19 protein-coding genes and 2 pseudogenes are annotated in these 22,670 nt (G+C 65.1%); 11 read left to right on the top strand and 10 right to left on the bottom strand.

Features of this window, described 5'->3' with window-relative positions; translation table 11 throughout:
* Positions 1 to 14: 14 nt before the first annotated feature.
* The 3 genes and pseudogenes from WHZ77_RS04635 to WHZ77_RS04625 form a co-directional block, all read right to left on the bottom strand.
* Positions 15 to 3,170, bottom strand: a complete 3,156-nt coding sequence (locus tag WHZ77_RS04635) for a multidrug efflux RND transporter permease subunit (RefSeq protein WP_375312599.1) — start codon at positions 3,168 to 3,170, stop codon at positions 15 to 17.
* 6 nt (positions 3,171 to 3,176) lie between these two features.
* Positions 3,177 to 4,369: pseudogene (locus WHZ77_RS04630) on the bottom strand (efflux RND transporter periplasmic adaptor subunit).
* A 231-nt stretch (positions 4,370 to 4,600) separates the two neighbouring features.
* A pseudogene (locus WHZ77_RS04625) lies at positions 4,601 to 4,711 on the bottom strand (class I SAM-dependent methyltransferase); the annotation flags it as partial.
* A 54-nt stretch (positions 4,712 to 4,765) separates the two neighbouring features.
* Between WHZ77_RS04625 and WHZ77_RS04620 the strand changes: the two are divergent.
* Both WHZ77_RS04620 and WHZ77_RS04615 read left to right on the top strand, forming a co-directional pair.
* Complete coding sequence (locus WHZ77_RS04620; RefSeq protein WP_375312598.1) at positions 4,766 to 5,077, top strand: type II toxin-antitoxin system RelE/ParE family toxin; 312 nt, start codon at positions 4,766 to 4,768, stop codon at positions 5,075 to 5,077.
* A 4-nt stretch (positions 5,078 to 5,081) separates the two neighbouring features.
* Positions 5,082 to 5,423 (top strand): addiction module antidote protein, encoded by a 342-nt coding sequence (locus WHZ77_RS04615; protein WP_375312597.1) that lies wholly within the window; start codon positions 5,082 to 5,084, stop codon positions 5,421 to 5,423.
* A 2-nt stretch (positions 5,424 to 5,425) separates the two neighbouring features.
* Here the strand turns inward: WHZ77_RS04615 and WHZ77_RS04610 are convergent, their stop codons facing one another.
* A complete protein-coding gene (locus tag WHZ77_RS04610) occupies positions 5,426 to 6,445 on the bottom strand; it encodes an SAM-dependent methyltransferase (RefSeq protein ID WP_375312596.1) in 1,020 nt (339 codons plus the stop codon).
* Positions 6,446 to 6,656: 211 nt separating this feature from the next.
* Here WHZ77_RS04610 and WHZ77_RS04605 point away from each other — a divergent pair, with 211 nt between their 5' ends.
* The 4 genes from WHZ77_RS04605 to WHZ77_RS04590 all read left to right on the top strand — a co-directional run bounded on the left by WHZ77_RS04605 (position 6,657) and on the right by WHZ77_RS04590 (position 9,468).
* Positions 6,657 to 7,673, top strand: a complete 1,017-nt coding sequence (locus WHZ77_RS04605; protein WP_162006143.1) for a flagellar motor protein MotA — start codon at positions 6,657 to 6,659, stop codon at positions 7,671 to 7,673.
* Between the two features lie 4 nt (positions 7,674 to 7,677).
* Positions 7,678 to 8,706, top strand: coding sequence for a peptidoglycan -binding protein (locus WHZ77_RS04600; protein WP_375312595.1), 1,029 nt, complete (start codon positions 7,678 to 7,680; stop codon positions 8,704 to 8,706).
* On the top strand, positions 8,706 to 9,152 hold the full coding sequence (locus WHZ77_RS04595) for a GNAT family N-acetyltransferase (protein WP_375312594.1): 447 nt from the start codon (positions 8,706 to 8,708) through the stop codon (positions 9,150 to 9,152). Before WHZ77_RS04600 ends, WHZ77_RS04595 begins: the two co-directional genes overlap by 1 nt.
* 70 nt (positions 9,153 to 9,222) lie before the next feature.
* Entirely contained in the window at positions 9,223 to 9,468 is a 246-nt protein-coding gene (locus WHZ77_RS04590) for a hypothetical protein (protein ID WP_375312593.1), read from the top strand.
* Positions 9,469 to 9,493: 25 nt separating this feature from the next.
* Here WHZ77_RS04590 and WHZ77_RS04585 read toward each other — a convergent pair whose 3' ends face one another.
* Both WHZ77_RS04585 and WHZ77_RS04580 read right to left on the bottom strand, forming a co-directional pair.
* Complete coding sequence (locus WHZ77_RS04585) at positions 9,494 to 10,090, bottom strand: cysteine dioxygenase (RefSeq protein WP_375312592.1); 597 nt, start codon at positions 10,088 to 10,090, stop codon at positions 9,494 to 9,496.
* Positions 10,091 to 10,287: 197 nt separating this feature from the next.
* Positions 10,288 to 12,114, bottom strand: a complete 1,827-nt coding sequence (locus tag WHZ77_RS04580; protein ID WP_375312591.1) for an ABC transporter ATP-binding protein/permease — start codon at positions 12,112 to 12,114, stop codon at positions 10,288 to 10,290.
* Positions 12,115 to 12,347: 233 nt separating this feature from the next.
* Here WHZ77_RS04580 and rpmE point away from each other — a divergent pair, with 233 nt between their 5' ends.
* Positions 12,348 to 12,575 (top strand): 50S ribosomal protein L31, encoded by a 228-nt coding sequence (rpmE, locus tag WHZ77_RS04575; RefSeq protein ID WP_014439698.1) that lies wholly within the window; start codon positions 12,348 to 12,350, stop codon positions 12,573 to 12,575.
* Positions 12,576 to 12,786: 211 nt separating this feature from the next.
* Here the strand turns inward: rpmE and WHZ77_RS04570 are convergent, their stop codons facing one another.
* Together WHZ77_RS04570 and WHZ77_RS04565 are read right to left on the bottom strand one after the other, a co-directional pair.
* Positions 12,787 to 13,296 carry a DUF1465 family protein gene (locus WHZ77_RS04570; protein WP_375312590.1) on the bottom strand — a complete coding sequence of 170 codons (510 nt, stop codon included), beginning with the start codon at positions 13,294 to 13,296 and terminating at the stop codon, positions 12,787 to 12,789.
* Between the two features lie 563 nt (positions 13,297 to 13,859).
* Positions 13,860 to 14,051, bottom strand: coding sequence for a DUF1192 domain-containing protein (locus tag WHZ77_RS04565; protein WP_375312589.1), 192 nt, complete (start codon positions 14,049 to 14,051; stop codon positions 13,860 to 13,862).
* Positions 14,052 to 14,163: 112 nt separating this feature from the next.
* Between WHZ77_RS04565 and WHZ77_RS04560 the strand changes: the two genes are divergently transcribed.
* On the top strand, positions 14,164 to 15,162 hold the full coding sequence (locus tag WHZ77_RS04560) for an NAD(P)H-quinone oxidoreductase (protein WP_375312588.1): 999 nt from the start codon (positions 14,164 to 14,166) through the stop codon (positions 15,160 to 15,162).
* Between the two features lie 153 nt (positions 15,163 to 15,315).
* Positions 15,316 to 18,192: an EAL domain-containing protein gene (locus WHZ77_RS04555; RefSeq protein WP_375312587.1), complete on the top strand. Its 2,877-nt coding sequence runs from the start codon at positions 15,316 to 15,318 to the stop codon at positions 18,190 to 18,192.
* Positions 18,193 to 18,228: 36 nt separating this feature from the next.
* Here the strand turns inward: WHZ77_RS04555 and WHZ77_RS04550 are convergent, their stop codons facing one another.
* A complete protein-coding gene (locus tag WHZ77_RS04550) occupies positions 18,229 to 18,489 on the bottom strand; it encodes a hypothetical protein (RefSeq protein WP_375312586.1) in 261 nt (86 codons plus the stop codon).
* Positions 18,490 to 18,642: 153 nt separating this feature from the next.
* Here WHZ77_RS04550 and WHZ77_RS04545 point away from each other — a divergent pair, with 153 nt between their 5' ends.
* Positions 18,643 to 20,139 carry a diguanylate cyclase gene (locus tag WHZ77_RS04545; protein ID WP_375312585.1) on the top strand — a complete coding sequence of 499 codons (1,497 nt, stop codon included), beginning with the start codon at positions 18,643 to 18,645 and terminating at the stop codon, positions 20,137 to 20,139.
* Positions 20,140 to 20,143: 4 nt separating this feature from the next.
* Here the strand turns inward: WHZ77_RS04545 and galU are convergent, their stop codons facing one another.
* Entirely contained in the window at positions 20,144 to 21,019 is an 876-nt protein-coding gene (gene galU, locus WHZ77_RS04540; protein WP_375312584.1) for a UTP--glucose-1-phosphate uridylyltransferase GalU, read from the bottom strand.
* Between the two features lie 207 nt (positions 21,020 to 21,226).
* Between galU and WHZ77_RS04535 the strand changes: the two genes are divergently transcribed.
* Positions 21,227 to 22,609 carry a lytic murein transglycosylase gene (locus WHZ77_RS04535; RefSeq protein ID WP_375314659.1) on the top strand — a complete coding sequence of 461 codons (1,383 nt, stop codon included), beginning with the start codon at positions 21,227 to 21,229 and terminating at the stop codon, positions 22,607 to 22,609.
* Positions 22,610 to 22,670: the final 61 nt, after the last annotated feature.

Raw genomic sequence — 22,670 nt, 5'->3', positions numbered from 1 at the left:
CATGACACCTCACCTTACAGCTTCACCGGCGCCGGCGGCCCATAGGTCTCGCCGTCCTTCGCCGCCTTCGGCTCCCGGTCCCCCGCCAGCACGCGTTGCACGGAGACGAAGAACACCGGCACCATCAGCAGCGCCAGGATGACCACCGCGATCATGCCGCCCATCACGATTGAGCCGAGCGCCTGCTGGCTGGCGCCGCCGGCGCCGTGGGCGATGGCCATCGGCAGCACGCCGCAGATGAAGGCAAGGCCCGTCATCAGGATCGGGCGGAAACGCAAGCGGCAGGCTTCGATGGTGGCGTCCACAAGCGGCTTGCCTTCCTTGCGCAGATCCTTGGCGAACTCGATGATCAGGATCGCGTCCTTGGCCGCCAGACCAATGATGGTGATGAGGCCGACGGTGAAATAGACGTCGTTGGGCAGGCCCCGCAGCAGCGCCGCGACCACCGCGCCGACGATGCCGAGCGGCACGGTGAGCAGCACCGCGAGCGGAATGGTCCAGCTCTCGTAGAGTGCGGCGAGACACAGGAACACCACGAAAATCGAGAGGGCGAGCAGGAACGGCGCCTGCGAGCCCGACAGCTTTTCCTGCAGCGACTGTCCGGTCCAGTCATAGCCGAAGCCGCGCGGCAGCTTGCCGGCGAGCCGCTCCATCTCGGCGATGGCATCGCCCGAGGTGAAGCCGGGCCGGGCTTCGCCGGAGATGCGCACCGCAGGATAATAGTTGAAGCCAGCGATCTGCGTCGGGCCGCGCGCCCACTCGACGGTGGCGAAGGACGAGAACGGCACCAGCTGGCCGCGACTGTTCTTGACGTTGTAGTTGAGGATGTCCTCGGTCCGCATGCGGTCGCGGGCGTCGGCCTGCACCACGACGCGCTGCATGCGGCCGCGGTTCGGGAAGTCGTTGATGTAGTTCGAGCCGAGATTGGTCGAGATCGTGTTGTTGATGTCCTCGAAGGTGACGCCGAAGGCGCCGGCCTTCTCGCGGTCGATCACGAGATTGACCACGCCCGCCTCGGGCAGGCCTTCGATATAGACCTTCTGCAGCACCGGGCTGGCATTGGCCTCCGCAATCAACTGTTCGGCGGCGCGCATCAGGGCCGGATAGCCCTTCTGGCCGCGATCCTGGAGGCGGAACGAGAAGCCCGAGGAGTTGCCGAGATTGTCAATCGGCGGCGGCTGCAGCGCAGAAATCTTGGCGTCGCGGACCGATGACCCCAAATCACGGTTGATGTCGGCGACGATCGCAGCGGCGGATTCCTTCGGCCCGCGCTCCGACCAGTCCTTCAGCGTGATGAAGGCCTGCGCGGTGTTCATGCCCTGGCCGGAGAAGCTGAAGCCGGTGAGGAAGGTCACGTTGTCCACGCCCGGCCGCTGCGCCAGATATTTCTCCACCTTCTCGATCACGGCCTCGGTGCGGGCATAGGACGAGTCCGACGGCGTCTGCACGTCGGTGGTGACGAAGCCCTGGTCGTCGACGGGCAGGAAGCCGCCGGGCAGGTTGACGAAGGCCCAGGACAGGCCGACGAGCAGCGCGACATAGACCAGCATCAATCGGCCGGTGCGCTTCAGCGAGAAGCCGACGGTGCGCGCATAGCGAAACCGGCAGGCCTCGAGCAGGTGATTGAACCGGCTGAACACGACATTGGTCGAATGGCCGTGCCCCTTGGCAATTGGCTTGAGCAGCGTGGCGCACAGCGCCGGCGTCAGCGACAGCGCCAGGAAGGCGGAGAAGCCGATCGCGGCAACCATGGTCACGGAGAACTGGCGGTAGATGATGCCGACCGAGCCCGGGAAGAACGCCATCGGCACGAACACCGCCATTAGCACCAGCGTGATGCCGATGATGGCGCCGGTGATCTGCGACATCGCCTTGCGCGTCGCCTCCTTCGGCGGCAGGCCTTCCTCGGCCATGATGCGCTCGACGTTCTCGACCACGACGATGGCGTCGTCGACGAGGATGCCGACCGCCAGCACCATGCCGAACATCGAGAGCATGTTGATGGAGTAGCCAGCGAGCAGCAGCGTGGTGCAGGCGCCGAGAAGCGCGACCGGCACCACGATGGTCGGAATGATGGTGTAGCGGATGTTCTGCAGGAACAGGAACATCACCACGAACACCAGCACAACGGCCTCGAGCAGCGTCGTCAGCACCTTCTTGATCGAGGCCTCGACCACCGGCGTGATGTTGTAGGGGATCTCGTAGGCGATGTTGGCCGGGAAGAAGCGCGACAGCTCCTTCATCTTCTCCTCGACCGCACTCGCGGTTGCCAGCGCATTGCCGGTCGGCGACATCAGCACGGAGAGACCCGCGGTCGGCTTGCCGTCGAGACGGGTGTTGAACTGGTAGCTGAGGCCGCCGACCTCGATGCGCGCGACGTCGCGCAGGCGAACGGTCGAGCCGTCGGCATTGGCGCGCAGGATGATGGCGCCGAATTCATCCGGGGACGAGAGCTGGCCCTTGACCAGCACCAGCGCCGAGGTGCGCTGGGTCGAGGTCGACGGCTCGGCGCCGATGCTGCCGGAGGCGACCTGCGCGTTCTGCGCCGATATCGCCTTGTTGACGTCGTCGGCGGTCAGCCCGTAGCCGACGAGTTTGGCCGGATCGACCCAGACGCGCAGCGAACGCTCGGTGGAGTAGAGCGTGGCGCGGCCGACGCCGGGGATGCGGCGGATCTCGCCGAGCACGTTGCGGATCATGAAGTCGCCGAGGCCGACCTCGTCGAGGCTGCCGTCGGTCGAGTTCAGCGTGATGATCTGGAGCACCGCGCTGGAGGCTTCCTCGATCAGGATGCCCTGCTGGATCACCGCGCGCGGCAGCCGCGCCTCGACGCGCTTGATGCGGTTCTGCACCTCGACCGAGGCCGCGCTGGTGTCGGTGCCCGGCACGAAATTGGCGATGATCTCGACCTGCCCGAGCGAATCGCTGGTGGATTCGAAATTGAGGATGCCGGAGGCGCCGTTGAGCTCCTCCTCGATCAGCCGCGTCACGCTGTTGTAGAGGTTCTCGGGCGAGGCGCCGGGATAGCTGGTCGAGATCGAGATCGAGGGCGGCGCGATGATCGGATATTGCGCGACCGGCAGCAGCGGGATCGAGATCGCGCCGATCAGACAGATGAACAGCGCGACGACCCAGGCGAAGATCGGCCTGTCGATGAAGAAGCTGGCCATGGCGCGTTACCGCGTGACCTTGAGAGCGTGCCGGTTGTCGGCGGTGGCGTCCGCTTCCGACCAGGATTGCGGCTTGACCTTGTCGCCGGCCGCGAATTTCTGGAAGCCTTCGACACGACCTTGTCGCCGGCCTTCAGGCCGTCGGTGACGAACCAGACGCCGTCCTGCACCGAGCCGGTGCGCACCGGCTGCACCGCGATGCGGTTGTCGTCCTTGACGACGAACACCTCGCTGCCGCCGCCGCCATTGCGCTGGATCGCCTGCTGCGGCACCGCGATCGCGTCGGAGTCGAGACCCTGATCGATGCGGACACGGACATACATGCCCGGCAGCAGCTCGCGCTTGGGGTTGCGGAACTCGCCGCGCAAGGTCACCTGCCCGGTATGGGCGTCGACCTTGGCATCCGAGAACAGCAGCTTGCCGTCGAGCGAGTAGATGGTGTTGTCGTCGAGCACGAGCTTCACCTTGGCCGCATCGGCCGCGATGCGCTCGAGGTCGCCGCTCTCGAAGGCGCGGCGCAGCTGGTTGAGCTCGGTCACCGACTGGGTGAAGTCGGCATAGATCGGATCGAGCTGCTGGATGGTGGCAAGATTGGTCTCGTTCTGGACCGCGAGCGCGCCTTCGCTGACCAGCGCCGCACCGACGACGCCGTCGATCGGCGCCCGAACGGTGGCATAGTCGAGATTGAGTTTTGCGCGCGCAAGATCGGCCTTGCGGCCCTCGACTTCGGCATGGGCCTGGCGCTCGCCCGCAATCGCCTTCTCGTTCTCGGCCTCAGGCGCGGCGCGCTGGCTGGTGAGCGTCGCGATACGGTGCGCCTGCTGCCTGGCCTGCATCAATGCGGCCTCGGCCTTGGCGACCGCGGCCTCGTTGGCCATCACCTCGACCTCGAACGGACGCGGATCGATGCGATAGAGCGGATCGCCCGCCTTCACTTCACTGCCCTGTCGAAACAGACGTTCGACCACGATGCCTGAAATGCGCGGCCTCACGTCGGAGACGCGCGTCGGCGAAATGCGGCCCGGCAGTTCGCGCACCACGGCGCGCGGCTGCGGCTTGACGACGACGATGCTGACGTCAGGATCGACCGGCTGCGCGGCGGACACAGCGGAGGCCGAATCGTCACAAGCGCCGAGCAGCGGCGCACAGGCCGCGAGCATCATTGCAACGCATGCCGATCGCGCACGAAGTCCTGACATGAAGTTAAGTGCCCCGGTGTTGTTGAAACTGATCACGCTCCGCGCCCGGCCCGTTCTGGGCGATTCCGCACGGCTGGTGCGCTCAAAATAGAAGGGACTTGCTGCAACGCAACGCATGCCGCAGGCGGCTCAATGTCACACGGCCTATCGTGCTGAGTTCAGAGCGCTTTTTGCGTCTCACCGGATTGTGAGTCGGGTTCCATCGCGGCGTGCTGCGACAGAAGATCGCAATTATACGGTGGCCTTCATTCTGTAGCGGCTGACGCCCCATTCGGTTCCACCGGCATAGCCGAACATTCCTGCCGTCGCGAGGAAGAACCAGCGCCAGCGCCGCATCGACAGCGAGCTGGCCGCGGCGACCGCTGCGCTTAGGCGGCGCTTGTCCAAATGTAAGCTATGGTTTACAACATTCTCGTGATCAACGTCGTCCAGACGGAAATATTTCGAGATTGGCTTGCCGGACTACGCGACCGTCGTGCCGTCGCGCGCATTGCAAGCCGGATCGCGTTGATCGAACGCGGCACGGTCGGCGACGTGAAGTCATTGGGCGCGGGCCTGTCTGAATTCCGAATCGACTACGGCCCGGGATACCGTCTCTATGCGGCGCAACGCGGCGCCGTCATGGTCATCCTGCTCTGCGGTGGCGACAAACGAAAACAACAGGCGGACATCAAGCGGGCACGAGCGATGCTTGCCGAACTGGAGTAGTGCCATGGCGCTGAAAACAACACCATTTGATGCCGCGGAATATTTGGATGCGCCGGAAGCACAAGCCGAATTCATTACGGCCGCGCTGGAGACTGGCGATGCGGCCTTCATCCGGGACGCGGTGAATACGGTTGCGCGTGCCCGCGGCATGAGCGAGATAGCAAAGTCTGCGGGGCTGAGCCGCGAAGGACTGTACAAGGCGCTCGGCGAGGCCGGGAATCCGGAGTTTTCGACGATGCTGGGGGTATTGCGCGCGCTTGGCTTAGGTTTGACTGCGCGTCCCCTGCCCAGAAAGCCAGGCAAGCCGCGCAGGTCAGCGAAGACGCGAGCCCGCAAAGCTGCTTAGACTCAGCAATCCGCAGCCTTCATCCTGTACCGGCTGACGCCCCATTCGGTTCCATCGGCATAGCCGAACATTCCTGCCGTCGCGAGCAAGAACCAGCGCCAGCGCCGCATCCACAGAGCGGCCTCCTCGCCATTGACCTGGCGCAAGGAGGCTTCGATCGTGTCGCGATGCGCATCGAAATTGGAGAGCCAGTCGTTGGCGGTGCGTTGATAATGCGTTCCGCTCCAGCACCACTCCTTCTCGATCGCGAAGATGTCGCCGAATTGCCTGACGAGGTGATGGCTCGGCATCACCCCGTTGGTGAAGATGTGCTGCGCGATCCAGTCATCGCGATCGGTCCGGTCGAACAGATGGGAGCCTGAGCGATGGGTGACGATGTGCATGAAGAAGCGCCCCTCCGGCGCCAGCCATGACCGCACGCGCGTCAACAGCTTGCGCCAGTTCGTCATCTGCTCGAACATCTCGATCGAGACGATGCGGTCGAACCGGCCCTCGGGTGCGAACACGTTCATGTCGGCGGCGATCACGCGCAGGTTCGAAAGCCCGCGCAACCGCGCCTCGTCCTCGACATGGGCGCGCTGGGCCTGCGAGTTCGACACCGCCGTGATCTTGGCGTGCGGAAACTGCCGCGCCACCCACAGCGACAGCGAGCCCCAGCCGCAGCCGAGCTCGAGGATGGTCTGGCCGTCGGCGAGGCCGGCGTGCTCGACGGACTGGCGCAGCGCCTCCTCCTCCGCCTCCTGCAGGGTGGTGGCAGCGGTCTTGTAGAAGCAGGACGAGTATTTGAGGTTGGGTCCAAGCACCTGCGCGAAGAACGAAGCGGGCACCTCGCGAGGCCCGGCATCCGCGTCCTCGGCGATCGGCCGCAACATCATCCGCCCGGCGAAGGCGGCATCGTCCGCGCCCAGTCCGGACAGCCGCACGGCCGTGCGCGCGCAGAGGCGCTGGATTGCGGCACGAACCACGACATCCGGCAGCGGCACGCGTTCGGCAGTCCCGATGATCGCGGAAACGACGCTCATGCGACAAACTCCGTCTTTGGGCGACAGGAGGCAAAAACGCGGCCCGAGCCTGTGGAATGCCGAAGTTTTGCGAAATACGCGGGTATCAAAGCGCGGTTTCAGCATTGGGTTCCGGGTCCCGTTGGGAAATCCCCTCATCCGGCGCTTTTTTTGGCCGGGCGCTGTGCCATAGTGCGCATCGCAATCAAGTTCGTAACGGATGATACCGGCCATGCCGTCAGGCGCCTCGACCCGCTCCCCCATGGATATCGAGTACACGAAACTGTCCTCACCCAGCGTTTTCCTGGTGCGGATGCTGGTCTTTCTGGTGCTGTGCGCGCTGGTGGGCGTGGTGCTCTACAAGCAGATCATCCAGGCCTTTTTCGCCAATCCGGGCCTCAACGCCCTGATCGGGGCGGTGCTGTTCATCGGCATCGTGCTGGCGTTCCGACAGGTCATCCGGCTCTACCCCGAAGTCTCCTGGGTCAACAATTTCCGCATCGCCGATCCCGGCTTGGCGCCGGCCCGCCACCCCAAGCTGCTGGCGCCGATGGCGATGATCCTCGGCGGCGAGCGCACCGGGCGGATGTCGATCACCCAGACCACCATGCGGCATCTGCTCGATTCGATCGCGACCCGCCTCGACGAGGCCCGGGACATCTCCCGCTACATGACCGGGCTGCTGGTCTTCCTCGGCCTGCTCGGCACCTTCTGGGGCCTGATCGAGACGGTCGGCTCGGTCGGCAAGGTGATCGACGGACTCAAGGTCGGCGGCGATTCCGGCGCCCTGTTCGACACGCTGAAGGAAGGCCTCGCCGCCCCGCTCGGCGGCATGGGCATCTCGTTCTCGAGCTCCCTGTTCGGCCTCGCCGGATCGCTGATCCTCGGCTTCCTCGACCTGCAATCGAGCCAGGCCCAGAATCGCTTCTACACCGACCTCGAAGACTGGCTCGCAACCACCGTGCGCGAATACGGCCACGGCGACGTCGCGGTCGCCTCCGGCGGCGGTGTTGCCAGCGGTGAGCTTCAGGCCGCGGTCGAACGCTTACGCTCCGTGCTCGAGGAGGGCAGCGCCAGCCGCGGCACCACCGCGGCGATGGCGAGCCTCGCCGAAGCGATTCAGGCGCTGGTCTCGCACATGCGGACCGAGCAGCAGATGATCCGCGAATGGGCCGACGGCCAGGGCGAGCAGAACAAAGAGATCCGGCGCCTGCTGGAACGCATCGCGCGCCAGCCGGAGAAGGGTTAGCGACATGGCTCTGGCGCGCGGCCGCCGCGGCGATACCTCCTTCAACTACTGGCCCGGCTTCGTCGACGCGCTGTCGACGCTGGTGCTGTCGATCGTGTTCCTGCTGTCGGTGTTCCTGGTCGTGCAGTTCTTCCTGTCGCAGGAGGTCACCGGCAAGGACAAGGCGCTGGAGCAGCTCAACGCCAAGATCGCGCAGCTCAACGAGCTGCTCTCGCTGGAGAAGCTCGGCAAGCTCACGCTCGACGACCAGGTCTCGCAGTTGAAGGCCGGCCTCGCCTCGGCCGAGAGCGAGCGGGACCGCATCAAGGGCCTCTATGACGGCCTGGCTGCCGCCGGCAACGACGCGCAAGGCAAGACCTCCGAACTCGGCAAGGCGCTGGACTCGGAGAAGGCGGTTTCGGCGCGGGCGCTGGCGCAGATCGAGGTCTTGAACCAACAGATCAGCGCACTGCGGCGGCAATTGGCGGCGCTCGAAGAAGCGCTCGACGCCAGCGAGAAGCGCGACAAGGAATCGCAGAACCGCATCGCCGATCTGGGTTCTCGCCTGAATGTCGCGCTGGCGCAGCGCGTGCAGGAATTGTCGCGCTACCGCTCGGAATTCTTCGGCCGCCTGCGCGCCATTCTCGGCAACCGCCCCGACATCCGCATCGTCGGCGACCGCTTCGTGTTCCAGTCCGAAGTGTTCTTCGACACCGGACAGGCGACGCTCCTGCCCGAGGGCCGCACTGAGCTCGACACCCTGGCGACCGCGCTGATCGAGCTCGACAAAAAAATCCCGAGCGAGATCCCGTGGGTGCTGCGCGTCGACGGCCATACCGACGTGCGGCCGGTGAGCGGCGCGAATTTCAAATCCAACTGGGACCTGTCGGCGGCGCGCTCGATCTCGGTGGTGCAGTACCTGATCTCGCTCGGCGTCCCCGCCCAGCGGCTGGTCGCTGCCGGCTTCGGCGAATTCCAGCCGCTCGACACCGGCAATACGGAAGAGGCCTACAAGCGCAATCGCCGCATCGAGCTGAAGCTGACGGAGCGGTAGTGAGCGCGCTCAACCTTCGCCCCTACCGGCCCGAGGACGAAGCAGCCTCCATCGACCTCTGGCATCGCACCTGGCAGCAAGCCTATCCGCAGATCGACTTCGCCGCGCGGCTGGAATGGTGGCGCGAGCGCTGGCGCAAGGATCTGGTGCCGAAGGCGTCCATTGTCGTCGCGGAAGCGGATGGTGCCCTCACCGGCTTCGTCACCATCGACGGCGACGGATATCTCGACCAGCTTGTGGTCGACCCGGATCACTGGGGCTCTGACGCTGCCCGGCTGCTGGTCGAGGAAGCGAAACGCCTGTCACCATCAGGCATCACGCTGCTCGTCAACAGGGACAACACCCGCGCCATCCGCTTCTACGAGCGCAACGGCTTTTCGCACGCGGGCGACGACGTGAACCCGACCTCGGGCCGGCCGGTGCTGAAAATGGCGTGGCGGGCGTGACGCCTGTCACGCATGGATCTCGAGACGTTTGCTATTCGTGCCGGTGACGGCAAGCAGATGGAGAGGATCGATGAAGCTGAGCGACCTGGCCAAGGGTTCGACGGTCCTGCTGGGCGTCATCGTCGCCGGCTATGTGTCGACCACCTATGTCGACCAGCGCTTCACCGCGCCGCTCAAGACGGCGAATGCGCCTGCTCCGACAAGCAGCCCAGCTCCAACCAACGGCCCCGCTCCATCAGCTTGCGTCGATGCGGACGGGAGCTGGAAGAACTGGCCGTGGCCGAACGTGCCGACGCTCTCGCCGAAGTGCCGGTAAAGCCGAGAGCGCGTTCCGAGAAACCTTACGCCGTCTCAGCCTGACGCCGAAGCCAGAGATTGGGAACGGCTTCGTTCGAATAGCCGGAGATGAAGTCGCGAGCAGATCCCGTCCGGGCATCGAAGATGGAGCGGCGGATCGTTCCGATATTGCCGCCATAGACGTGAATGCTGATCGAGGACCGGTCCGGCAGCCCGTTGGAGATCGCGTGAATGTCGCCGATGTCGGGCGACACGGCCCCCACGCTGCCCTGCGGAAGGCGTTCCGCTGGACCAGCCTTGAGTGTGCCGTCGCCGGACCGCTCGTAGCTGACCGAGATCTCTTCGCCGCGCAGAACGCCGACCAGCCCCCAGACTCGGTGGTCGTGAATAGGCGTGCCCTGCCCGGGTCCCCAGACGAAGCTCACGACCGAGAAGCGATCAAGTGGATCGGCATAGAGCAGATGCTGCTGATACGCCTTGCCGTCGGCGACGGCGTAAGCGGCCGGCAGCCAGTCATCGACACTGACGAGTGCCTTCAGTTTCGGATTGAGTTCGGCAACGATGGCCGCCTCGCCCGATCCGGACTCGACGATGCGGGCGGCGTCAGCGACGAAGTTCGCGAGACGGGAGATATTGTTCATTGCAGTTTGCCTGAAACGCGGGGGAAGGATGTTCGGCTGGGTCTCGACATCCGCGATATCACGGCTCTGCCGGCTTCGAACACAGTCAAATGCGCGACGCGTTGAATTCGGCAGAATGGCTTCGGACGGGCGCGGAGCTGGAGAAACGCATTACTGGATAAAGCCTCATTCAGAGGAATTATCTCCGCAACGCGACCTCACGCCCCTTCGAACTGCAACCTCGCCAGCCGCGCATAAAGCCCGTTCGCAGCCACGAGCTCGGCATGCGTGCCCTGCTCGACGATCCGGCCCTGGTCCATGACCAGGATGCGGTCGCAGGACAGCACGGTGGCGAGGCGGTGTGCGATCACCAGCGTGGTGCGGTGGCGCATCAGCTCTTCGAGCGCGGTCTGCACCAGCGTCTCGCTTTCGGCATCGAGCGCGGAGGTGGCTTCATCGAGCAGCAAGAGCGGCGCATCGCGCAGGATCGCGCGGGCAATGGCGATGCGCTGGCGCTGGCCGCCGGACAGCGTCACGCCGCGCTCGCCGAGCGGCGTCTCGAAACCTTCCGGCAGGCGGCGAATGAATTCGGCAGCGTGCGCAAGCTCGGCGGCGCGCTCGACCTCGGCATCGGTCGCATCGGGGCGGCCGAAGCGGATGTTCTCGCGGGCGTTCGCCGCGAACACGTTGGATTCCTGCGGCACCAATGCGATGCGGGAGCGGACATCGCGCGGATCGGCGGATCTGACCGGCACGCCATCGAGCGAGATGGCGCCGCCACGCGGATCGTAGAAGCGCAGGAGCAGATGGAAGATCGTGCTCTTGCCGGCACCAGACGGACCGACGATGGCGACCTTCTCGCCCGGGCGCACCGCGAATGACACGGCATCGAGCACTTTGACGTCGGGCCGCGCGGGATAGGAGAAGCTGACGTGGTCGAAGCCGACCTCGCCGCGCGCCGGCACCGGCAGCGCGCGCGGCGAGGCGGGCGCCGCGATCTCGGGCTTCACGTGCAGGATCTCGAACAGGCGCTCGGCAGCGCCGGAGGCGGCCGAGACCTCGCCCCAGACCTCGCTGAGCTGGCCGAGGCCCGCAGCGGCAAAGGCGGCGTAGAGCACGAACTGGCCGAGCCGGCCCGGCGTGATCGCACCGCTCAGCACGTCGTGCGAACCGATCCAGAGGATCGCGACCACGCTTGAGAACACGATGAAGATGATGATGGCGGTGAGCACGGAACGGGCCTGCGTCGACGTGCGCGCGGCTTCATAGGCCTGCTCGACCTCGCCGCCAAAACGCTTCCCGGCAAACGGTTCGCTGGTATAGGCCTGCACGGTACGGATCGCGCCGACCAGCTCGCCTGCGTAGGCCGAAGCTTCCGCCAGCGTGTCCTGCGCATTGCGCGACAGACGCCGCACCCAGCGGCCGAAGGCAACCAGCGGCAGCACGATCAAGGGGATGGCGAGCAGCACGAAGCCCGAGAGCTTCGGGCTGGTGAACACCATCATCGCCGCCGCGCCGAAAAACATCATCAGATTGCGCAGCGCAATCGAGACGGAGGCGCCGACTGCGGATTTGAGCTGGGTGGTGTCGGCGGTGAGCCGCGAGATCAGCTCGCCGCTGCGCGCCGAATCGAAGAAGGCCGGGGAGAGTGACAGCAGATGGGCGAAGACCTCGCGCCTGAGGTCGGCAACGATACGCTCGCCGATCGTCATCACGAGGTAGTAACGCGCGGCGCTCGCCAGTGCGAGCACGGCGACCACCGCGATCATCACCGAGAAATAGCTGTTGATCAGTTCGATGCCTTCCGGCGTCAGGCCGAAATCGATCATCCGGCGTACCGCGACCGGAACCAGCAGCGTGGTCAGTGCAGCGATCGTCAAGGCGACGAAGGCGAGCGCCGCGCGGCCACGATAGCGGACGACGTAGGGCGCAAGCGCCATCAACGGCCGCAGCTTGGCGCGGCTCTTCGCCGGCTGCTCGATCAGTTCGGCTTCGATCGACGAGGCTTCTTCCGGCCCGGTTTCAAGCCGTTCTACTGCGCTCATGATATTGCGCTCATTGGGATCCGACCAAAAAAGAGACGTTGGCTCCACATAGGCCGGTGCAGCAGGAGTGGCAAATCCGGGATGTCCCTTAGGGGGCGGCCCGGTTCTCCTGTCCCGACAATGGCTTGTTTTAGGGGGCAAGCTTGTCTTCAAGGGGTCTGTGGGGTATAGAGCGCCCAAATCCGTCATCGACATCACTCAAGCGAGCGGCGCCGGTCGCCCTAGGAATTGCCATGAAAGCCGAAATTCATCCGGATTATCATACGATTAAGGTCGTGATGACCGACGGGACCGAGTACCTGACCCGCTCCACCTGGGGCAAGGAAGGCGACACGCTGAACCTCGACATCGACCCGAAGTCGCACCCGGCCTGGACCGGCGGCAACGCCCAGATGCTGGATCGCGGCGGCCGCGTCTCGCGGTTCCAGAAGAAGTTTTCGGGCTTTCTCAAAAAGGATTGATCCGGCCCTCGAGGCTGGAAACGAAAAACGCCCCCGGGAGACCGGGGGCGTTTTTGTTTTGAGAAGCGTCCTCCTGAGGCGCCGGAGCAAAGCGGAGGCGTCGAAGGATGTACGGCCGAGCTGTCAGCCGGGCCGTCGCCCTTCGAGACTCGCCGAAGAGGCGAGCACCTCAGGGTGACGGTTCGACATCAAATGCGTGGATCGAAATTGATTACCGCTCGAACGCCGCCTTCAGCGCGTTGAGGTGCGGCACCAGCGGATTGCCGATCGCGGGGAGTTCGGCCGGCGGGGTGTGGATGGTGTTGTCGAGACGACGCACGCGGGTCTGCAGGCTCATCGAGCGATGGATCAGGTCCTGCAACTGCGCGGGCAGCTTTTCGATGGTGTCGCCCGGACCGGGATCGGCGGCCGAGAGCTTGACCTTGGTCTTCTCGCGGTTGGCCTGGCCCAGCGTCATCTCGCCTTCCTTCACCGCGCGGTGCAGCAGCAGCCACGAGGCGAGCTGCATCAGGCGGGTGGTGAGGCGCATGCTTTCGGTCGCATAGGTGAGGCTGACGGCGCGATCGAGTGCCTTGGCCTCGATGCGGCCGGCGCCGTCGAGATAGGCCGCGGTCTCTTCGACGAGGTCCATGCCCTCGCGGAACAGCGTGCCGAACGCCGCAGAATTGGTGAACCGCTCGCTGAGTTGAACGAGAGCGCCGTCGGCTTGCAAACGTTCCATGGTTAACGCCCCTTACGCAACTGTTTACCCATCCGGCTTAGGCGCCGGCTTATGATGAACAAATCATTGCGCGCGCCGGACCCGGAGTCCAGCGACAAGCGCGGATATGGTTTCCGCGCGTCTTCCCCCGGAAATCAACCTGATTTCACCCGGGGTGAGAGGCAAAAAAGAGCCGCCGGAAAACCGGCGGCTTTGAAAGTTGATAACAGGGAGGCGTCAAACAGAGTGGACAGGAGCCACTCGGTGTCCAAACGAGGACAGTTCCAGTCATAAACCCGAAAGCTTAATCGGGAGTAAACGAGCGAATTTTTTGAGGGTTCGTTAGCCATGTCGGCCGTTGGCTGAGGGGGGATGACGCGTTTCCCTCTCCGCCGTCATTCCGGGGCGCGACAACGTCGCGAGCCCGGAATCCATAACCACAGGCGGAAGAAATTGCCCGTCACTCACGGAGTGCCCGTTTCAACGGCCTGTGGTTATGGATTCCGGGCTCGGCGCTGCGCGCCGCCCCGGAATGACGAGCGGGGGAGAGGTCTCGCGTCGAGCCCAAGACGAGGCGATGGCCCCTACGACTTGAACACGCTATTCGCCGCATCGCGCGAGGCGCGCTTTTTGGTGGCGGCTTCTTCCAGCCTTGCGATTTCGGCCTTGAGCAGGGTGACACGCTCGGTCAGCTCCTCTACCGACAACAGTGAGAGATCCTGTCCGATGTCATGGCTGATCTTCCTGCGCGGGCGGTCGTCGTCTTCCGTCGCCATCCTCGTTCCTCCTGCGTTCGCATGGGCGCCCGGCTGAGGCGGTTGCCAGCTTGGACTGCGCTGGCTAAGCAATGGCCTCAATGCATCCCGCACCTTTGCTCAAGGACACATCATGGACAAGCTGCCCGCGCAAATGACCGTGGTCGCCATTTCCAAGCCCGGCGGACCGGAGGTGCTGGTGCCGGAACAGCGGGCGCTGCCGCAGCCCGGTCCCGACGAGATCCTGGTCAAGGTGCAGGCCGCCGGCGTCAACCGGCCCGACGTGGCGCAGCGCTCCGGCGCCTATCCGCCGCCGCCCGGCGCCAGCGACCTGCCGGGCCTCGAGATCGCCGGTGAAGTGGTCGCCGTCGGCAGCAACGCCAGGCGCCACAAGATCGGCGACAAGGTGATGTCGCTCGTCGCCGGCGGCGGTTATGCGCAATACTGCATCGCTCAGGACGCCCATGCGATGAGCGTGCCGGCGGCGCTGTCGATCCAGGAAGCCGGCGCGCTGCCGGAAACCCTGATGACGGTCTGGCACAACGTATTCGAGCGCGGCGGCCTGAAGGCCGGCGAGACGCTGCTGATCCATGGCGGCTCTTCCGGCATCGGCACCATGGCGATCCAGCTCGCCAAGGCGTTCGGCGCCAAGGTGTTCGTCACCGTGGGATCGCAGGACAAGATCGATGCCTGCCTCAAGCTCGGGGCGGATCGCGCCATCAATTACAAGACCGAGGACTTCGTCGCCGTGGTCAAGGCGGAGACCGGCAATGCCGGCGTCAACCTGATCCTCGACATGGTCGCCGGCGAGTATGTCGACCGCAACTATGATGCCGCCGCGGTCGACGGCCGCATCGTGCAGATCGCAACCCTCAACGGCCCCAAGGTCACCGTCAACATCGCCAAGGTGATGGTGAAGCGCCTCACCCATACCGGCTCGACGCTGCGCCCCCGTACTAATGCGGACAAGGCGGCGATGGTGGCCGCGATCGAGGCCAAAGTGATGCCGCTGCTGCGCGAAGGCCGCGTCAAGCCGCTGATGGACAGCACTTTCCCGCTGGAAAAGGCATCCGAGGCGCACCGGCGCATGGAGACCTCCGCACATATTGGCAAAATTGTGTTGGAGGTGTAGGCCGCTGGCCCACCCGGCAAGGCGGAAACCCTTTGATTTTCCACGCTTTCGTGGCATCTATCGCGACGCGCCGAACCATCTCTATCCGGCCTGAAATCGCCTTTCCGTGCCAGCCTTGCACACCAAGTTTGCGTCGAACGCGGAGAACTGACCTTGCGTCTGATCAGATGCCTCGCGCCCATCGCGCTGGGCCTCATGATTCTCATCGCGGCGTCCCCGGCGCGCGCGCTTGACGCTGTCAGCGTCCGCAGTGACGCGCCCGCGATCGACCTCACCGGCGTGCTCGAGCACCAGCGCAGCGATGCCGACCGCATCCAGGTCTCGACCGCGCCCGGCACCGACGGCATCGTCCGCCGCATCGAGGTGCGCGCCCGCGAAGGCGGCCAGAACTGGGTGGTGTTCGCGCTCGCCAACAACACCGACGACCAGCTCGACCGCCTGATCGTCGCCCCGCATTACCGCATCGTCTCCTCGGGCCTGCTCTGGCCCGACCTCGGGCTGTCGCGCATCGCGACCATCACGCCCTCGACCGGCGACCGGCCGGAGCGGCAGGAAAGCCCGACCGCCGACGTCTTCCGCATCACACTCGACCCCGGCGCCGTCATCACTTTCGTGGCCGAGCTGCGCACCGACAAGCTGCCGCAGCTCTATCTATGGGAGCCCGAGGCCTACAAGGACAAGGTCAACTCCTTCACGCTCTACCAAGGCATCGTGATCGGCATCTCCGGTCTGCTGGCGCTCGTTCTCACCATCCTGTTCGTGGTCAAGGGCAGCATCATGTTCCCGGCCGCCGCGGCGCTGGCCTGGGCGGTGCTGGTCTATATCGGCGTCGATTTCGGCTTCTGGGGCAAGGTGCTCGACATGTCGAACAACGCCGAGCGCATCTGGCGCGCGGCGGGTGAGGCGATCCTGGCGGCGACGCTGCTGGTGTTCCTGTTCGCCTATCTCAACCTCAGCCGATGGCACGTGCGCTATTCGCACATCACGGTGGGCTGGCTCGCCTTCCTCGGTTCGCTGGTGGCGCTGGCCCTGTTCGATCCGGCGGTGGCCTCCGGCATCGCGCGCATCTCGCTGGTGCTGATCGCCTTCGCCGGCTTCGCGCTGATCGTCTATCTCTCGACCCACGGCTTCGACCGCGCGGTGCTGCTGATCCCGACCTGGTTCCTGCTGGTGGTCTGGGTGGTCGCGGCCGGCATGACGGTCGCAGGTTCCGTCACCAACGACATCGTCGGCCCTGCCCTGCTCGGCGGCCTCGTGCTGATCGTGATGCTGATCGGCTTCACGGTGATGCAGCATGCCTTCGCGGGCGGCGGCGCCACCACCGGTATCGTCTCCGACATCGAGCGCCGCGCGCTGGCGCTGGCCGGCTCCGGCGATCTGATCTGGGACTGGGACGTGTCAGCCGACAAGGTCTTCACCAGCCCCGAGACCGAGGCCCTGCTCGGCCTCAAGCGCGGCACGCTGGAAGGCCCGGCCGCATCGTGGCTGGAAGTGCTCCACCCACTCGACCAGGACCGCTTCCGCGCCGCGCTCGACAGCGTGCTCGACCAACGCCGCGGCCGCCTCGTGCAGGATTTCCGCCTGCGCACGCCGGACGGCCATTTCATGTGGTTCGCGCTGAAGGCGCGCCCGGTGGTCGGTTCCGACGGCGAAGTCTCGCGTGTGGTCGGCACGCTCACCGACGTCACCGAGCTGCGCAACGCCGAAGAGCGCATGCTGCACGATTCCGTGCATGACAACCTCACCGGCCTGCCCAACCGCAAACTGTTCATGGACCGGCTGGGTGCGGTCGCGCATTTCGCCAAAACCATGCCGACGCTGCGGCCGACGCTGATGGTGATCGACCTCGACCGCTTCAAGCAGGTCAACGATTCCGTCGGCATCGCGGTCGGCGATTCCATCCTGCTGACGCTCGCGCGACGCCTCACCCGCATCCTGAAGCCGCAGGATACGCTGGCGCGGCTCGCCGGCGACCAGTTCGGCCTGATCCTGCTCTCGGAGCAGGACCCTGCCCGCATCACCGCTTTCGCCGAGACCATCCGCAAGACCATCCGCGCGCCAATCGCCTTCAACGAGCGCGAGATCTTTCTCACCGCCTCGATCGGGCTCGCGCTGTCCGATCCGCAAGTTCAGCTCACGGACGAGATCATCAAGGATGCCGAGCTTGCGATGTATCACTCCAAGCGCATCGGCGGCGACCGCATCGACGTCTACAAGCCCGCGATGCGCGCGCGGAAGACCGACCGCCTGACGCTGGAGAGCGAGCTGCGCCGCGCCATCGAGCGCCAGGAGCTCACGATCCTCTACCAGCCGATCGTGCGGCTGGAGGATCGCTCCGTCGCGGGCTTCGAGGCGCTGGTCCGCTGGGATCATCCCAAGCTCGGACGCATGGCGCCGTCGGAATTCATCAGCATCGCGGAAGAGACCGGCCTGATCATCGACCTCGGCATGTTCGTGCTCGACCAGACCGCCAAGCAGCTCTCGATCTGGCAGCGCGCGATGCGCTCGCGCGAGCCGATCTTCGCGAGCGTCAACGTCTCCTCGCGGCAATTGCTGCGCCACGATCTGATCCACGATATCCGCACCGTGCTGTCGCGCTCCTCGGTGGCGCGCGGTACGCTCAAGCTGGAATTGACGGAATCGCTGGTGATGGAGAATCCGGAGCACGCAGCGCAGATGCTGACGCGCATCCGCGAGCTCGGCACTGGATTGTCGCTCGACGATTTCGGCACCGGCCATTCCTCGCTGGCCTATCTGCAGCGCTTCCCGTTCGACACCATCAAGATCGACCAGTCGTTCGTGCGCACCACCAACCGCGGCACCCGCCCGGTCATCCTGAAGTCGATCATCGCGCTCGCGCACGACCTCGGCATGGACGTGGTGGCCGAAGGCGCCGAGACCGATTCCGACGCGGTCGAGCTCTACCAGATGGGCTGCGAATATGCGCAGGGCTTCGCCTTCGGCGAGCCGATGGACGCGGATGCCGCGATGCGGCTGCTGACGGAAGTGCGGCTGGAAGCGGCGAGCTGATTACCCTCCCTGGAGGGTAAGACCGGCAGCGAACTCTTATCTGCGCCCTGACTTCAGCTTGGTGAACCGCACCGTCTGGCCATCCGGCATTCGCGTGGCCTTGAAGCCCGCGGCGAGGCAGGCCTCGCGCTGGGGCATCTGGATGTCGGGGCTGCGCGAGGTGTCCCACCATGAGGCACGATTCGCCGCGCGCGGCAGGGCCGCGCCGATGATCTCCTCGATCTGCTCGAAGCTCAGCACGAATTCCGCCTGCTTGTGCCGCATCAGATAGTCGCGTAGCGCGTCGTAGTCGTTCACAATCGTCCTCTCGTCCGGAGCGGGATCTCGCCGATCGGGCCTGCCGAAAATCGTTAGCCGGATAAACCGCTTCTTAACTCATTGCGACAGCGTCGTCGCGGCTTAAACACTACGCAAGATTTCGGGCGCATCCAGTAGGGCCGGGAGCAAACGATGCTGTCTGGATGGCGCGACGTCACGGCCCGCCGGCCGTGGCGCATATCGGCGAAGCTGCTGATCATCTCGTCCGTCGTGACGGTGATCGGCTTTTCCGCCATTTGCGTCAACGTCATGCTGGACATGCGCCGGGGCGAGGAGGCGCTCGCCCGCCAGACGCTGGAAAACCTCGCCACTTCCATCGACGCCGACATCAGCCGCAACATCGAGATCTACGACCTCTCCCTGAAGGCCGTCGCCAGCAACATGTTGCTGCCCGAAATCAACGCGGTCTCGAAGACGATCCGTCACCTGATCCTGTTCGACCATGCCACGACGGCGAAGCATTTCGGCGCCATCCAGGTGTTCGATGCCGAGGGTAAGCTGACCATCGACGCTTCCTCGCTCGATCCCTTGCCGGAGAACCGGGCCGAGGAGGATTACTTCAGGGTCCACCGCGACAATCCAGGCGCCGGACTCTTCATCAGCCGTCCGATGCTGTTCCGCGGCGCCTATGCGATCGTGCTGAGCCGGCGCATCAGCGATACCGATGGAGGCTTCCTCGGCGTCGTCGCCGGCTCGATCCGCTTCAGCTATTTCCACGAATTGTTCGAGCGCCTGAGTCTCGATCCCGAAGACACCATCACCGTGCTCAAGCGCGACCGCACCATCATGATGCGGCGGCCGTTCGACCTCGACGTCATCGGCAGGAATCTGGGCACGCGGCAGGACTGGAAGTCGGAAAACCTCCAGGTTGGTGGCGCCTATGCGGGCCAGGGCCCTGTCGACGCAACCCCGCGGCTCTATGTCCGCAGCAGCGGAGCCAATCCGCTGTTCGTCGTGGCCGGCAAACCGCTGAGCGCCGTTTTCGCCCTGTGGCAGAGGGAGGCACTTCGCATCGGCGCCGTGGTGTTGTTGCTCGCGCTGTTCCTGCTGGGATCGGCGATCGGGCTGGCGCGCGAGATCGGCCGGCGCGCCGAAGCCGAAAGCAAGCTCGAGGAGATGGCGACGACGGACGCGCTGACCGGCCTGAAGAACCGCCGCAAGTTCGACCAAGTGATCGACAGTGAGTGGCGACGTGCCATCCGCCAGAAGACGCCGGTCGCGCTGTTGATGATCGATGCCGATCACTTCAAGAGCTACAATGACACGTTCGGCCACCAGGCCGGCGACCAGGTGCTTGTCGGCATCGCCATATGCATTTCCGATTCGGTGAGCCGCGCCGGCGATTGCGCCGCGCGCTATGGCGGCGAGGAGTTCGCCGTGCTGCTGCCGAACACCTCAGTCACCGACGCTTTCAAGGTCGCCGAGGCGATCCGCGGCAAGGTGCAGGGCTGGTCCGACGACCATGCGAGCTCGACCGTGTCCTGCGGCATCGCCAGCCTCGTTCCCGCCGCCGGCATGGACTGGTCGATCCTGGTCGCCGCCGCAGACAAGGCGCTCTACGCGGCGAAAGCCGGCGGCCGCAACCAGTCCGTTGTCGCGAGCCTTCCGAAGCTGTCGCTGGCGGCGTGACGGGCTACTGCCCCAGATACTTCTTCATCTCCGCGATCAGCCCGTCACGCAGTTCCGGCCGCTGCAGGCCGTAGGCGATGTTGGCGCGGAGGAAGCCGGGCTTGGAGCCGCAATCATGGCGCTCGCCTTCGAACTCGACGCCGTAGAATTTCTGCGACCTGGCAAGCCCGATCATGGCGTCGGTGAGCTGGATCTCGCCGCCGGCGCCGCGCTCCTGGGTCTCGAGGATCTTGAAGATTTCCGGCTGGAGGATGTAGCGGCCGGTGATCGAGAGGTTGGAGGGCGCGGTGCCCTTGGCCGGCTTCTCGACCATGCCGTCGACCTCGAACATGTTGCCGGTGCGCTTGCCGACGCCGCAGATGCCGTATTGATGGGTAAGATGGTCGGGCACCGCCTCGACCGCGATGACATTGGATTTTTCGCCGAGCGTCGACGCCGTCTCGATCATCTGCTTCAGGCAGCCGGTGGTGTTGAGCACGAGCTCGTCGGGCAGCACGACCGCGAACGGCTCGTTGCCGACGATGTCGCGCGCGCACCAGACTGCGTGGCCGAGGCCGAGCGGGGCCTGCTGGCGGGTGAAGCTGACGGCGCCGGCCTCCGGCTGGTTCTGGGCCAGAATGTCCTGCTCGGCCTTCTTGCCGCGCTGGCTAAGCGTCGCGTCGAGCTCGAACATCTTGTCGAAATGATCTTCGATGACGTTTTTGTTGCGGCCGGTGACGAAGATGAAATGCTCGATGCCGGCTTCCCTCGCCTCGTCATAGACGTACTGGATCAGCGGCTTGTCGACGATGGTCAGCATTTCCTTAGGCATCGCCTTGGTGGCGGGCAGGACACGGGTGCCGAGGCCGGCGACGGGGAATACGGCTTTGCGGATTTTCATGGGGTTGATCGAATACCTGAGGAGATACGTGAACGGAGCAATGGCATCTTGCTAGCTTGTTTGCAGCCGCCAACAAAGGCGGATGTGGGGCCTCGCGCGCACAGAGTTAAGAAAAGAGCAGCCACTAAAATTTCACCTTTGTTAAGCTATTGGCAACCGGTACCGGGCCTCCTGATGGCGGTTTTTCGGCCGGACAGGTGAGACATGATGCAATCATTGGCAGGACTGGCAAGACGCGCTGGATCCGTGACCGGCGGAGCGATGGTTGCAGCCGCCTTGCTGCTGCCCGGCTATGCGCACGCACAAGCGCAGAACGGCCTGTCCAACCTGTTCGGCGGTATTTTCTCCGGCTCCAGTTCGGCGCCCCAGCAGCCAGCGCCCGGCCCCGGCGGCGCCCTGCCCTGGACTGGCGAGGACGGTGCCTCCGGCCATCCGCTGATGACGGCAGCCGCGATCCGCGGGGCCGCCGGCAATTTCGACAATTGCGTCGCCGGCATGTGGCCCGATGCCGCGCGGCGCGGCATCACCCAGGAGAATTTCCAGCGCTTCACGACCGGGCTGTCACCGGACCTGCGCATCATGGATCTCATGGATTCGCAGCCGGAATTCACCAAGTCGATCTGGGACTATCTCGACATCCTCGTGAACGACAACCGCCTCGCCAAGGGCCGCGAGGTGCTCGCCAAATACAAGGCGCAGTTCGACGCCACCGAAAAAGCCTATGGCGTCGATCGCTACATCATCGCCTCGATCTGGGGGATCGAGTCCAATTACTCGACGCAGATGGGCGACCGCAGCGTGCTGCAATCGACCGCGACGCTCGCCTGCATCGGGCGCCGCCAGGCCTATTTCAAGGACGAATTCCTCTCGGGCCTGGAGATCCTCAACCGCGGTGATCTCAGGCCTGAACAGATGCGCGGCTCCTGGGCCGGCGCCTTCGGCCCAACCCAGTTCATGCCGACCGCATTCAAGCGCTTTGCCGTGGACGGCGATGGCGACGGACGACGCGACGTCGTCGACAATCCCACCGACCTGATCGCCTCGACCGCCAACAATTTGAAGAAGGACGGCTGGCAGACCGGCCAGACCTGGGGCTACGAGGTCGTGGTGCCCCAGGGATTCAACTACATGCTGGCCGATCGCGCCAAGGCGATGACGATGGCCCAGTGGGAGAAGCTCGGGCTCAAGCGCCCGGCGGGCCAGCCCTTCCCGCATCCGGCGGAAAAGGCCTATCTGCTGGCGCCGGCGGGCGCGCAGGGGCCGGGCTTCCTGATGCTCCAGAACTACCGCGTCATCATGAAGTACAACCCGGCCGAGGCCTATGCGCTGGCGATCGGCCATTTCGCCGACCGCCTGCGCGGCGGGGCGCCCTTCGTGCAGCCCTGGCCGCGGCAGGAACGGGAGCTGTCCCGCACCGAGCGGCTGGAACTCCAACAGCTCCTGGCCCAGCGGGGCTTCTACAAGGGCACCCCGGACGGCCAGTTCGGCGGCCAGACCCGGGAAGCCCTGCGCAACTTCCAGGCCTCGATCGGGGTGCCCGCCGACGGATTCGCCTCCTCCGACGCGCTGGAACGGCTGCGCGGCCGGTAAAGTCTTGCCGAAAGTAACCCTGAAGAGGGATTTTGGCCGATCCCCGGTGTATTGCCTCAAG

Source organism: Bradyrhizobium sp. A5, assembly GCF_042076515.1.
Taxonomy (GTDB): Bacteria; Pseudomonadota; Alphaproteobacteria; order Rhizobiales; family Xanthobacteraceae; genus Bradyrhizobium; species Bradyrhizobium cosmicum.
The sequence above is the reverse complement of the archived record's forward strand: the minus strand, read 5'-3'. Positions and strand labels throughout refer to the sequence as shown.

Excerpts from the sequence above, each read along its gene's own strand:
- rpmE (WP_014439698.1), top strand. The coding sequence starts at position 12,348 with ATGAAAGCCGAAATTCATCCGGATTATCATACGATTAAGGTCGTGATG.
- WHZ77_RS04545 (WP_375312585.1), top strand. The coding sequence starts at position 18,643 with ATGCTGTCTGGATGGCGCGACGTCACGGCCCGCCGGCCGTGGCGCATA.
- WHZ77_RS04610 (WP_375312596.1), bottom strand. The coding sequence starts at position 6,445 with ATGAGCGTCGTTTCCGCGATCATCGGGACTGCCGAACGCGTGCCGCTG.
- galU (WP_375312584.1), bottom strand. The coding sequence starts at position 21,019 with ATGAAAATCCGCAAAGCCGTATTCCCCGTCGCCGGCCTCGGCACCCGT.
- WHZ77_RS04535 (WP_375314659.1), top strand. The coding sequence starts at position 21,227 with ATGCAATCATTGGCAGGACTGGCAAGACGCGCTGGATCCGTGACCGGC.
- WHZ77_RS04560 (WP_375312588.1), top strand. The coding sequence starts at position 14,164 with ATGGACAAGCTGCCCGCGCAAATGACCGTGGTCGCCATTTCCAAGCCC.
- WHZ77_RS04565 (WP_375312589.1), bottom strand. The coding sequence starts at position 14,051 with ATGGCGACGGAAGACGACGACCGCCCGCGCAGGAAGATCAGCCATGAC.
- WHZ77_RS04620 (WP_375312598.1), top strand. The coding sequence starts at position 4,766 with ATGGTTTACAACATTCTCGTGATCAACGTCGTCCAGACGGAAATATTT.
- WHZ77_RS04605 (WP_162006143.1), top strand. The coding sequence starts at position 6,657 with ATGCCGTCAGGCGCCTCGACCCGCTCCCCCATGGATATCGAGTACACG.
- WHZ77_RS04580 (WP_375312591.1), bottom strand. The coding sequence starts at position 12,114 with ATGAGCGCAGTAGAACGGCTTGAAACCGGGCCGGAAGAAGCCTCGTCG.
- WHZ77_RS04570 (WP_375312590.1), bottom strand. The coding sequence starts at position 13,296 with ATGGAACGTTTGCAAGCCGACGGCGCTCTCGTTCAACTCAGCGAGCGG.
- WHZ77_RS04585 (WP_375312592.1), bottom strand. The coding sequence starts at position 10,090 with ATGAACAATATCTCCCGTCTCGCGAACTTCGTCGCTGACGCCGCCCGC.
- WHZ77_RS04635 (WP_375312599.1), bottom strand. The coding sequence starts at position 3,170 with ATGGCCAGCTTCTTCATCGACAGGCCGATCTTCGCCTGGGTCGTCGCG.
- WHZ77_RS04590 (WP_375312593.1), top strand. The coding sequence starts at position 9,223 with ATGAAGCTGAGCGACCTGGCCAAGGGTTCGACGGTCCTGCTGGGCGTC.
- WHZ77_RS04600 (WP_375312595.1), top strand. The coding sequence starts at position 7,678 with ATGGCTCTGGCGCGCGGCCGCCGCGGCGATACCTCCTTCAACTACTGG.
- WHZ77_RS04615 (WP_375312597.1), top strand. The coding sequence starts at position 5,082 with ATGGCGCTGAAAACAACACCATTTGATGCCGCGGAATATTTGGATGCG.